The organism is Ruegeria sp. CDSA033, assembly GCF_059612305.1.
In genome coordinates, this window is sequence record NZ_JBXWQI010000005.1 from 294216 (window position 1) to 305388 (window position 11173).

15 protein-coding genes and 1 tRNA gene are annotated in these 11173 nt (G+C 55.7%); 2 read left to right on the top strand and 14 right to left on the bottom strand.

Annotated features, from left to right (window positions below; translation table 11 throughout):
- Window positions 1-5 precede the first annotated feature (5 nt).
- The gene (locus tag AC2FLA_RS09840) at window positions 6-188 is read right to left on the bottom strand and encodes a DUF3553 domain-containing protein (RefSeq protein ID WP_058271637.1); all 183 of its coding nucleotides are present in this window, start codon (window positions 186-188) and stop codon (window positions 6-8) included.
- Between the two features lie 44 nt (window positions 189-232).
- On the opposite strand from AC2FLA_RS09840, the gene AC2FLA_RS09845 reads away from it, so the two are divergent.
- Entirely contained in the window at window positions 233-829 is a 597-nt protein-coding gene (locus AC2FLA_RS09845; RefSeq protein WP_496721828.1) for a histidine phosphotransferase family protein, read from the top strand.
- Here the strand turns inward: AC2FLA_RS09845 and AC2FLA_RS09850 are convergent.
- From AC2FLA_RS09850 to AC2FLA_RS09895, 10 genes are all read right to left on the bottom strand, one after another.
- A complete protein-coding gene (locus tag AC2FLA_RS09850) occupies window positions 826-2088 on the bottom strand; it encodes a glutamate-5-semialdehyde dehydrogenase (protein ID WP_496721874.1) in 1263 nt (420 codons plus the stop codon). The genes AC2FLA_RS09845 and AC2FLA_RS09850 overlap by 4 nt on opposite strands.
- A 44-nt stretch (window positions 2089-2132) precedes the next feature.
- The gene (gene proB / locus AC2FLA_RS09855) at window positions 2133-3239 is read right to left on the bottom strand and encodes a glutamate 5-kinase (RefSeq protein WP_496721829.1); all 1107 of its coding nucleotides are present in this window, start codon (window positions 3237-3239) and stop codon (window positions 2133-2135) included.
- Window positions 3227-4261, bottom strand: coding sequence for a GTPase ObgE (obgE, locus tag AC2FLA_RS09860; protein WP_496721830.1), 1035 nt, complete (start codon window positions 4259-4261; stop codon window positions 3227-3229). The genes proB and obgE overlap by 13 nt, the downstream gene beginning before the upstream one ends.
- Window positions 4262-4298: 37 nt before the next feature.
- Entirely contained in the window at window positions 4299-4835 is a 537-nt protein-coding gene (locus AC2FLA_RS09865; protein ID WP_496721831.1) for a GNAT family N-acetyltransferase, read from the bottom strand.
- A complete protein-coding gene (locus AC2FLA_RS09870; RefSeq protein WP_058271642.1) occupies window positions 4832-5440 on the bottom strand; it encodes a LysE family translocator in 609 nt (202 codons plus the stop codon). Before AC2FLA_RS09870 ends, AC2FLA_RS09865 begins: the two co-directional genes overlap by 4 nt.
- Window positions 5437-5937: a GNAT family N-acetyltransferase gene (locus AC2FLA_RS09875; RefSeq protein WP_496721832.1), complete on the bottom strand. Its 501-nt coding sequence runs from the start codon at window positions 5935-5937 to the stop codon at window positions 5437-5439. Before AC2FLA_RS09875 ends, AC2FLA_RS09870 begins: the two co-directional genes overlap by 4 nt.
- 84 nt (window positions 5938-6021) lie before the next feature.
- Window positions 6022-6291, bottom strand: coding sequence for a 50S ribosomal protein L27 (gene rpmA / locus AC2FLA_RS09880; RefSeq protein WP_058271644.1), 270 nt, complete (start codon window positions 6289-6291; stop codon window positions 6022-6024).
- Between the two features lie 11 nt (window positions 6292-6302).
- Window positions 6303-6914, bottom strand: coding sequence for a 50S ribosomal protein L21 (locus AC2FLA_RS09885; protein ID WP_282118448.1), 612 nt, complete (start codon window positions 6912-6914; stop codon window positions 6303-6305).
- Between the two features lie 208 nt (window positions 6915-7122).
- Window positions 7123-7923: a DUF2059 domain-containing protein gene (locus tag AC2FLA_RS09890; RefSeq protein WP_496721833.1), complete on the bottom strand. Its 801-nt coding sequence runs from the start codon at window positions 7921-7923 to the stop codon at window positions 7123-7125.
- Window positions 7923-8765: a DUF2059 domain-containing protein gene (locus AC2FLA_RS09895; protein WP_496721834.1), complete on the bottom strand. Its 843-nt coding sequence runs from the start codon at window positions 8763-8765 to the stop codon at window positions 7923-7925. The genes AC2FLA_RS09890 and AC2FLA_RS09895 overlap by 1 nt, the downstream gene beginning before the upstream one ends.
- 123 nt (window positions 8766-8888) lie before the next feature.
- Here AC2FLA_RS09895 and AC2FLA_RS09900 point away from each other — a divergent pair.
- A tRNA-Ser gene (locus tag AC2FLA_RS09900) sits at window positions 8889-8978 on the top strand.
- A 257-nt stretch (window positions 8979-9235) separates the two neighbouring features.
- Here the strand turns inward: AC2FLA_RS09900 and AC2FLA_RS09905 are convergent.
- From AC2FLA_RS09905 to AC2FLA_RS09915, 3 genes are all read right to left on the bottom strand, one after another.
- On the bottom strand, window positions 9236-9643 hold the full coding sequence (locus tag AC2FLA_RS09905; RefSeq protein ID WP_496721835.1) for a tyrosine-type recombinase/integrase: 408 nt from the start codon (window positions 9641-9643) through the stop codon (window positions 9236-9238).
- A gap of 15 nt (window positions 9644-9658) precedes the next feature.
- Window positions 9659-10318: a site-specific integrase gene (locus tag AC2FLA_RS09910; RefSeq protein ID WP_496721836.1), complete on the bottom strand. Its 660-nt coding sequence runs from the start codon at window positions 10316-10318 to the stop codon at window positions 9659-9661.
- 264 nt (window positions 10319-10582) lie between these two features.
- The gene (locus tag AC2FLA_RS09915) at window positions 10583-10750 is read right to left on the bottom strand and encodes a hypothetical protein (protein ID WP_496721837.1); all 168 of its coding nucleotides are present in this window, start codon (window positions 10748-10750) and stop codon (window positions 10583-10585) included.
- Between the last annotated feature and the right edge of the window lie 423 nt (window positions 10751-11173).

Below are 11173 nucleotides of genomic sequence, written 5' to 3' on the forward strand. Positions count from 1 at the left end.
CAGTTTCACGGATCAAAGACGGGCGTCAGGGCGATGCGGGTTCCGTCAATCACCACTTTTCCCTGTTCTTGGAAATTCACGGTGATCTTGCCACCAATGTTGGACTGCACCTGTCCGACGCCCCAGTCGGGGAAATCGGGGTGGCGGACATACATGCCCGGTGCAAGTATGGCATTGAGGTCTGTCATGGTCGGGCTCCGGTCCGGCGGCAGATACAACAGGAGAGGTACGCATGGGCGACACCAACGTCAATCTGGCCGAACTGATCGGGTCGCGAATTTGTCACGATCTGATCAGCCCCATTGGCGCAATAAACAACGGGCTGGAACTGCTTGAGATGGTCGGAACCATGCAGGGCCCCGAGATGGAGCTGATCTCGGGCAGCGTTGGAAGTGCCGGAGCAAAGATCAGGTTCTTTCGCGTCGCTTTTGGGTCGGCCAGCGATCAAGCGTTGGGTCGGGCCGAGGTCACAGAGTTGTTGAAAGACGTCGAAAGCGTTGGTCGAGTGCGTGTCAACTGGCACGTGACCGATGCCATGCCCCGCAATCAGGTCAAGCTCGCCTTTCTGGCCCTGATGTGTTGCGAAAGCGCCATGCCGATGGGGGGCGATGTCACCGTGGCAAATAACAGCGGCAGTTGGACGGTGACCGGTGTGGCGGACAAGCTGAATATTGACGCTGATCTTTGGAAGAACCTACCCAAAGGCCAATTTGCGAACAAGGTGACGCCAGCACAGGTGCAGTTTGCACTGCTGCCCCAGACCGCTGCCTCGATGGGTCGGCGGGTTGTGGCGGAAACCACCTCAACCCGCGTCGCTATCCGGTTTTAAGACCGTACAGTTCCGTTGCCGCGGACAAGATATTTGAAGCTCGTCAGCTGAGCGGCCCCGACCGGGCCGCGCGCATGCATTTTGCCGGTTGCGATTCCGATCTCGGCCCCCATCCCGAATTCGCCACCGTCGGCAAACTGGGTTGAGGCATTGTGCATCAGGATCGCACTGTCGAGTCGCTCAAAGAACCGGGCAGCGGCATCGGCATCCTCGGTCATGATGCAATCGGTGTGGTTCGAACCGTACTGACGGATATGCGCGATCGCTGCATCGATATCAGCCACCGGCTTGGCCGCGATGATGCTGTCGAGGAATTCCTTGCCCCAGTCGTCGCCCGTGGCCGCAATGGTGCCGTCCAGGGCCAACGCGCCTTCGGCATGGATTTCGACGCCCGCCGCAAGCAAAGCGGAAATGATATCCCGGCCGAGTGTTTCAGCCACATCCTGATGGATCAGCAGACATTCGGCCGCACCACAGATTCCGGTACGCCGGGTTTTGGCGTTCAGCACGACGTCCAGCGTTTTTTGGGGGTCTGCAGCCTTGTCGACATAGATGTGCACGATACCTTCCAAGTGCGCAAAGACGGGCACCCGTGCCTCGCGCTGAACCAACCCAACCAGACCTTTTCCGCCGCGCGGAACGATGACGTCCACACAATCGGTCATGGTCAGCAGCTCTTGCACTGCGGCGCGGTCTCGCGTGGGCACAAGTTGAATGGCGTCTTCTGGCAGGTTTGCAGCCTTTAGCCCTTGGACCAGACAAGCGTGAATGGCGGTTGAGGAATGGAAACTTTCAGAGCCGCCGCGCAGGATCACTGCGTTGCCCGACTTCAGGCACAATGCGCCTGCATCCGCCGTCACATTCGGACGGCTTTCGTAAATCACTCCGATAACGCCCAGAGGCGTGCGAACACGCTGGATGTTCAGGCCCGAGGCCATGTCCCATTCGGTCAGAACCTCGCCCACGGGGTCTGCCTGATCCGCGACCGTGCGCAGCCCGTCGACCATGCCCTGAATGCGCGCATCATCCAGCATCAGCCGGTCCATCATCGCCGGGCTCAGGCCCTTTTCACGCCCAAACTCCAGGTCTTTCTTGTTGGTCTCAATGATATCCGCGCGGTTGGCCCAAACAGCGTCAGCCGCGGCAATCAGGGCGGCATGTTTACGCTCGGCACTTGCAAATGCCAGATCGGCCGAGGCTGCTTTAGCGCGTTTACCAAGATCGGCCATAAGGGCGGGAATGTTGTCGAAATCCTTCATCTCAGGTGCCTTTCGGTCGGTCATTTGGTTTTATCATCGCGCCATTACAACGCCAAATCATCTCGATGGATCAGGACGGCCCGGCCTGGATAGCCCAACGTCTCTTCGATTTCCGAGGACTTTCGCCCCTTGATCGCATCCGCCTCTTGCGCAGTGTATCGGCTGAGCCCCTGTGCCAGCCGTCGCGCCTGCGGGTCCATAATAGCTACTGGGTCACCGCGCCCGAAGTCGCCTGTGACTTCAACGATTCCAGCGGGCAGCAGGCTTTTACCATTGCCCAACGCCCTTGCCGCGCCTGCATCGACCACGATTTCACCACGCGGTTTCATGGCCGAGATCCAGCGCTTGCGCGCCGCATGCGGGTCCAGCGTCGCTGTAAACCAAGTGCAATTGGCGCCATCTTCAAGCGATTTCAGCGGGTTCAAAGTCGAACCTTCGGTGATCGCCATATCACAACCGGCAGCAGTTGCCATCTTGGCGGCCAGCAGCTTGGTCTTCATTCCGCCTTTGGACAGGCCGGAACCGGCATCGCCTGCCATTTCCTCGATCTCGGGCGTGATGGTCTCAATAACATCGAAACGCTTGGCGTTTCCGTCTTCACTCGGGTTCCCGGTGTAGAAACCATCGACATCCGATAACAGGATCAATTGATCGGCCCCAACCGTCACGGCGATCTGCGCCGCCAACCGGTCATTGTCGCCGTAGCGGATCTCATCCGTAGCAACGGTATCGTTTTCGTTGACGATCGGAACCACGCCCAAGCTCAGCAAAGTCTCCAGCGTCGCGCGAGAGTTCAGATACCGCCGCCGGTCTTCGCTGTCTTCCAGCGTCACCAAAACCTGCGCAGTTGTGATTTTGTGCGGCGTCAAAGCCTCTTCATAGGCCCGCGCTAGTCGGATCTGGCCAACAGCAGCAGCGGCCTGCGATTGTTCCAACGGTAAATCCGCCATTGGCAGGCCCAAAACACCGCGCCCCAACGCAATGGAGCCGGATGAGACCAAAATGACGTCAGTCCCCTGCCCTTTGAGCCAGGCCACGTCTTGGGCCAGCGAGTGCAGCCAATCCGACCTCAGCAACCCGGTATCGCGGTCCACCAGCAAGGCAGAGCCGATTTTGACCACCAATCGGCGTGCTGCGGTCAGGGTTGCCAAGACTTGGTCTCCTCAACGGGTTTTTGTCGCAGGCGGTTTTCGTCGATCTGCGCACGCAAAGCGCGCAACACTTCGGTCACACCGAGATGAGCGACACCAGACATGGTCAGCACGGGGCCACTAACGGCCTCTTCCAACTCGGTCTTTCGCATCGCCAGTTCTTCTTCGTCCAGCGCGTCAACCTTGTTCAGAACGGTAATGCGCGGCTTTTCTGCCAGCTCACCACCGTAGGCTTCAAGCTCATGAATGATGGTCCGATAGTCCTCGGCCACGGTTTCCGACGTACCATCGACCAGATGCAGCAGAACGGCGCAACGTTCCACGTGACCAAGGAACCGATCACCGATCCCACGCCCCTCATGGGCGCCTTCGATCAGACCTGGAATATCCGCGACGACAAATTCCACATTGTCGACACCAACAACACCAAGATTGGGATGCAGGGTTGTGAACGGATAGTCAGCAATCTTGGGTCGCGCGTTTGATGTCGCGGCCAGAAACGTCGATTTACCGGCATTGGGCATGCCCAACAAACCCACATCCGCGATCAGCTTCAGTCGCAGCCAGATCGTGCGGTCGATCCCCGCCTGCCCCGGGTTAGCGCGGCGCGGAGCCTGGTTTGTGGCCGATTTGAAGTGCAGGTTGCCAAAGCCACCATTGCCGCCCTTGGCTAGCAGGACACGCTGCCCGACCTCTGTTAGGTCGCAGATAACGGTCTCTTCGTCCTCGTCCAGAATCTCAGTCCCGACCGGAACGCGCAGGATAATATCGTCACCATCTTTGCCCGTGCGCTGCTGACCACGACCGGGTTGGCCGTTTTTGGCAAAGAAATGCTGCTGATAGCGGAAGTCGATCAGGGTGTTCAGCCCGTCCACAACTTCGGCCCATACAGACCCGCCTTTACCGCCGTCACCGCCATCGGGACCGCCGTATTCAATGTACTTTTCACGCCGAAAGCTGACGCACCCGCCACCGCCGGCCCCGGACCGGATGTAGACCTTTGCAAGATCGAGAAATTTCATAACTGTCCCCTACTGCAAGGGCCCCATCGGCCACAAGTCAGAGTTTTTTACTATATGTCCAGGTGGGCACATTCGCATCGCGCGCCACCGAGTAACTTTCGGCATCACCCAGATACTGGAACCCACAATGGGTCAGAACCCGGGCCGAGGCAGGATTGTCCTGTAACACGCTGGCAAACAAATTCGAGTTTTCAAGCGGGTTAGCTTTCACCAACATCTCGACGGCCAGTGAGGCTACGCCTGTATTCCAGTAAACAGGCGCTACCCAATAGCCAACTTCGGACTGATTGCGATCCAGCCGTGTAAGCGAAATCAAACCAATCAGTTCCGGCCCACCATCTTTGGTGGCGTCCATCGCCCAGACGTCCTCATCCCGGTCTTCAGCCATCGAACGCGTCACAAACGCCTCGACCGACCCCGGTGGCAGCGGATGCGGGATCGACGTAGTCATACGTGCCACGCGCTCATCGCCTGCATAATGCTCGATGAGACCCATATCCGACCGGCGCAAGGGGCGCAGATCGAACCGCTCGGTTTCGAGGACCGGCTGGTTTATTATTGTCTCGAGTTTCATGAGTGCGTTCCTCCTCCGAACAACACAAAAAATACGGACGCAACAGTGAGACTCGCTAACGTCCACATCAGATATTTTTCCACGGGCCGACCTTCAACCACGTGGGCAATTCTATCTCCGGCAAATGTCCAGATCGGGTGTAAAACCGCCTGGCAAAGCAATAAACAGAGAGCGATCGTGAACGTCGCGTTAAAGCTGGGCGTGCCAACCGCAACGAACCCGGTAAAACCGGCTATGATCATGGCCCATGCCTTTGGGTTAAGGGGATGAACGATCAGCCCCGCCCAAAAACCGGGTACATCTCCAGTGGTTTCACTGCGCGAAAGACGCAGGTTCGCGATCTTCCAGGCCAACCAGCAGATATACGCCGCCGAGGCGTATTTCAGGACCGAAAAGACAATCGGTGCCTGATCCGCGAGCTGCAGCAGACCAAAACCAACGGGCCAGATGATCAGCTGTTTGCCCAGGATCACACCGGCCACAAACGGCAGAGCCGCCCGAAACCCATAGCGTGCACCTGTACCCAGCAGGACCATATTGGCTGGACCGGGTGTTCCGACCTGAGAGGCTGCGAAGATAAGGAAACTGGTGGTTGCAACGGTCATTGCATCGCCTCCCAGTCCGCTCGACGCAGCAGAACGTCCTGAATAATCACATCTTCGTTGGTCGACCGCACTGTCGCACGATGCTGGCCATCTGGTTTGAACCCAAGTTTGGACAAGACCGCCTTAGACCGTTCGTTGCCGACATGATAACCCGAGGTCAGTTTCTGCTGATCAGCCGCAAAGAACCTCGAAATCATCGCGCGAGAGGCTTCGGTCACATAACCTTGCCCCCAGAACGCTTTGGCAACCCAATACCCCAGCTGTGATCCGGTCGAGATGCAGCCGATAAGGTTCTCTTCCCGAGTAATGGCAAAGGCATCATGCTCGGTAGCCATCTCGTCAACAAATTCGGTCGAATGCGCGTTTTCATAGGGGTGCGGTACAACCGTCAACCAGCGCACCACGTCCAGATCGTTCAGAAGAGTGACCAGACGCGACGAGTCCTCACGCCGAAACCGACGCAAGACAAGACGCTCTGTTTTTATCACTTCGGTCATGGGACCGCTCCTGAAAACGAGAAAGGGGACCGGCACTTTCTGCCGGTCCCCCATGAAATTTTCTTAAACCTTCTGGGTTTCGGCTTACTCTGCGGCCTCCGCCACTGGCAGGACCGAAATAAAGGTGCGGTTTTTCAGTCCCTTGTGGAACTTCACGGCGCCATCCACTGTTGCAAAGATGGTGTGATCTTTGCCCATGCCTACGCCTTCGCCCGGCCAGAACTTGGTTCCGCGCTGACGCACGATGATGTTGCCTGAAATGGCGGCCTGGCCACCATACAGTTTCACGCCAAGGCGGCGACCAGCTGAGTCGCGACCGTTACGGGAGGAACCGCCAGCTTTTTTATGTGCCATTCTGTCTCTCCTTAGCCTTTAGCCAGATCTTTGGCCTGCTCAACCCATTCGGGTTTCACTTTGACCGTTTCGATAGCAGCAATCTGATCGTCCGACAAGGCGGCCAGAGCGGCAAAGCTCTCGATACCGGCTTCGGCCAGCTTCTTGGCAGCGGCGGGGCCGACACCAGTCAACTGGGTCAGATCGTCAGCGGCAGCAGCAGGTGCCTCTGCTTTGGCTTCAGCTTTCTTGGCAGGCTTTTTTGCCACTGGGGCAGCTTCGCCAGCCGGTGCCGAACCGGTTGCAGCTTTGATGCCCGACTTGTCAGCGCCTGACGCCAAAATGTCGGTGATCTTGACCAGAGTCAGCTTCTGACGGTGGCCAACGGTACGCTTCGAGCTGTGCTTACGACGGCGTTTTACGAAGTTGATGACCTTGTCACCTTTGATCTGTTCGATCACTTCGGCCTGAACGCCTGCGCCTGCGACGAACGGTGCACCAACAACCGGAGCGTCGCCGCCCAGCATCAGAACATCGTTGAATTGAACTGTTTCACCTGCGTCGGCAGCCAATTTTTCAACGCGGAGGATATCGCCCGCTTGAACTTTGTACTGCTTGCCGCCAGTCTTGAGGACCGCAAACATGCGTCTTTCCTTTGTCTAATCGCGTTCTATGGTCCCCGACCGGGCGTTTTTGGCTTTCGCCACCTCGAACAGCGCGCCCTTTTCGGGCTGTGTGACGACCCGTGGGACAAGGTCCTAGGGTCAATAATAACGACACCCGGCGCGGAAAACCGGCCGGGATGCGCGCTTATCCATAGATTGATCGGCAAAGTCAACATCAAATACAGGATCAAAGATCCGATGCGCCAAGCGCCCGTGAGACCGCCTGCCCCAGTTGAAAATAGATCTGGTCGTACATCTTGTCGAAACCGTCGAAAAAGGCCTCGTTAACGGCGCGTCCGGTCTCAGTACGGGAAAAAGCAATGTTCTCCCGCATCTGAGCCTCATCAAGCGGTTGATAGGCCACCAGAAGGAAGGAATACAACCAGATGCGGTTTTCCTCGGCAAGCCTGTCCTTGTCCGACAAGAGCTGCGCCAGAATATCTTCCGAGCTGGTTCCGGCATCCGCGCTGAGGCCGCGAAAAAAGTTGTAATCCGAACTAAGCGAACTTTGTACGTTCTTTTCGATCAGGTCGTTGACTTCGATATACTCGCCGACCAGCCGGTAAAGTTGGGTGCCGCCTGCCCCGTTCAGATAGTTTTCACGCGCCATGTCCTTGATGGTTTCATCTGCAAAGGCCTTTCTGGCCGAGTTTTCCAGAGTTATAACGGTTTGCCCGACATCACTTTCAAAGAACAGGATGGCGCGATCCACCTGGCTGGCTGTCAGGCTGACCTCAAAAGTCCCAGAAATTTGCTCCTGCATCCACTGTGGATCATAAATTTCGTCCACCTGATCATCAAAGAACGGCCCGCCGTCACCACCCAGAAATGTGTCGTTCAGGCCTTTCGCCTGTGCCAAACCTTCGTCGCGCAGGATATCGACAACCTGCTCCAATTGAAGTGCCAGCATGAGGCGTTCAACCCGTTCGGACGCTGCCAGTGGCATGGCTGACAGAAACACGGCGAAACAGGCAGCGATCAGGCGCATCAGATATCCTGGGCCGGATGTAGTTCCGCCATACGTGCGGCCAAATCTTCAAACTTCATGGCCATAATTTCGTATTGAATGGCATTCAGCAGCTCATAGACTTCTTGCATCAAAGGTTGTTCCAGCGCCTCAGCATAGGCGACGACCTCAGAATCCGAGAAGTCCTGATAGGTATAGGCTGCCCCGGCAAGTGCGGACAGCTGCAAAGCTTGTCGCATGCCGGTCTCATTGCGCTTCATCATCTGACGCAGTTCATCCGCTCCCAGCTGCAAGTCGATCACCCCCGAGGCGCTGGCAGCGAGCAAAAAGCGTACCTGAATTTCCTGCAGCGCACGTAATGCCGTCCCGCTGGAATCAATTGCATTGTTCATGCGTTTCAGATTTTCGACCCGTTTCGATCCATCCTTGATCAGGTCCGAAACGATTTTCTGCCCTTCCAGTTGCTTGGCATCGTCATCTTCAACCATGTGCGATGCATTCTCGGACTCGACCAGCCGTTGCCCAAGATCGGATGCATAGAACTCGACTGCATGGGTCAGCGCCTCATCGCTCAGCGTTTGTTCCAGAATAGACACAGCTATTTCGCGCATGTCCTTGGTGTCAAAGACTTCTTCGGTCAGGCGTGTCCAGTCGGACCCAAACCCGTCAGGATCGATTCCCAACATTTGCGGGGCTGAGGCCGATGCCAGCGCGATGCTTTCAAGTGCAACGTCGAACCCGGTTGTTGTCAAAAAGGCTTCGATCCGATCCCGCCCAGCAGCAAGTGCTTGCTGCGACCCGTAGATTAGGAACAGAACGGCGGCGAATAGCGGCAGGATAGTTTGGCGTAAAAGATAAGTCATACCCATGAGCCTAGGGGAAATACCGCGTCAGGCAACGGAAAATCCCGGCTTTGTCATTTTCAGGAATTTTCTGCTTGCACCCCAGCGCGTTCCTCACTAAATCCCCCCCTCACAGACCCCCGCGGAGAGGTGCCGGAGTGGTCGAACGGGGCGGTCTCGAAAACCGTTGTGGGTGCAAGCCCACCCAGGGTTCGAATCCCTGTCTCTCCGCCACTAACCATCAGAAATAAAACGATATTCCCAGGATTGCCGCTCCCGCGAGGGACGCCGTTAAGACGCTTTGCGCAACCGAAACATGTCATACTATGACAACATTTCGGGTTTCAATTGCACCAACTATGCCATCTCTTGGGTTCAAATCTTGTCTCGAGAGCATCAGTTTCTGAGCTGAGGTTTTCCCCAATCGACAAAAAAGAAACGGGCCCTGCGCAAGCGCAAGGCCCGATTTCACGATTTGAGAAACGATAGGATTACCAGAACCCGTTGTCCCCATCAGAGGAAGCGATAGCTTGTTCTTCTTGCGTTAGATAGCGGAAATAGTATCGCTCAGTCGTCCTGACCGACACATGGCCGATATATCGGCTAACCCGATAGATGCTCCAGCCCTCCTGCAGACGTTCGATTGCAAATTTATGGCGGATGTCATGTAGCCTGGAACCAAAACCGGTTTCTTGCCCGTATTCCCAAAACAGGTTGGATGCATCCTTGTAATATCCATGCTCATTTTTGTTCCAGAACACGAACGGTGACGCGTTCGATCGCGGGATTTTCAAAAGGAGGTCGATTGCTTCTTTTCGCAGAGCTACAACTCGGATCTTGCCGCCCTTGGTCTTTCGCCGATAGGTAATTTTCACATTGCCTTCGATGGGCCTTTCCAATCCCACTATGTCAGACTATTTCAGCATTGCGGTTTCAGTCACCCGTCCCCCGGTCTCATTCAGGAACTGAGGAAAGAATGCCAGCGTCCCAGGTGCTCTCAATGCCAGTTTCTTGATCGCGGCATCCGTAGGCTTCTCGATATCCGGCAGGATTTCTTGCATACCTTGCCGTTCATAGGAGATGACGGGATTGGACTGAATCCAGCCATCATTCTTCATCGCTGTCATAAGGTGTCGGAACGCAGTAAGATCGCGGTTGATCGTTGATACTGTAGCACCCTCGTCTTTCCGTCGTGCGACAAACTCTCCGATAACTGCCGTGGTGATTTCAACTGCCAAAAGGTCAGCAATCTCACAGCCCTGGTCTTGACTATACTCCTCCAGCACTCCGAGAATTTGACGCAAACTTGACTGGTAGCGCGCTATGGTATTTGCCGCCCAGGAAGTGTTGCCTTGATCCATACCGTCAAAAAACTTGACGTAGCCTGCTTGGAACAACCAGTCACACTCGCCCTTTCCAGCTTTCGCCCGCAATTCCTCTATGCGGCTTTTCGCCTTCTTTTCCGCGAAGCGCTTAGAAGTTGTTCGAAGCGACTCCCGGTGTTGGACTCCGTCGATCGTGACACGGAGATGCCAGTTTTTGCTGCCTGATTGCTTGTAGATGTTGCTCGACATTTTTTGTTTCCTTCATTGAACCAGATGTGGATTGCGTGCTGGTCGAAAAGCCAGAGACCATCACGCTTTGTTGCGCCTGGGATTTCCTCATTCACCAGCGAGAGCGGTGATCTTCCTTCGGGACAATCCGCTGAGGTGAGCGACAACTGCTGTCTTGATGGGTGGCGGCCTGTCGGCCAGTTCATCAATCAGCTCAAGATTTTCGAATGAAGCAGAGCTTCGGACTGCTCGTTTAGCCATTGTTTTCATGTCCCATTTTGTTTTTCAGAGGTCTCGACCTTGTTCGTTGCGGGGGTAAGCAGCCGAGTTATTTCGGCCACCTTGAAACAGCGACATTTGCGACAAGGCCGCCATCATCCTGCGAACAGGCTTTCGCGATGTCGGCATCGAGGCTCTGGGCAGCTTGCCGGTTCCGGGTGGACGTAGTTTCATCTTTTCCTCGCGCTGTTGTGTGCGTGTGAGGAGCAAGTAGGGGTGGCCTTCCAGAACCAGTAGGTTGGTTTGAATCCCCCCATGAAGACCGCAAAATCGGAAAAAATCAGAACGTTGCGGCGCCTCCAAACGTCCTATTTTTTCCGAGTTTTGCGCGGACCAATCTGCCGTGATCCGGCCAGTTTTTTCCGACTTGTTCTCGGCTATTTCACACCAACATGTTTCTTGTTTTCAGTTGGTTTTCTGACCCTTACAGAATTCGCGTTCTTTCGTGTCTACCGTGTGCGCCCTGTCGGTTATTGGCCATGGGCTCCGCAATTTTTTTCCGCGGCCTGAAATTGAAAATTCCCCTCAGGAAAACTTCGATGCTCAGAGAGCTGGTTGAGAAGTAGCAAGAGTCAAACCAGCAAAATACTTTTTCAG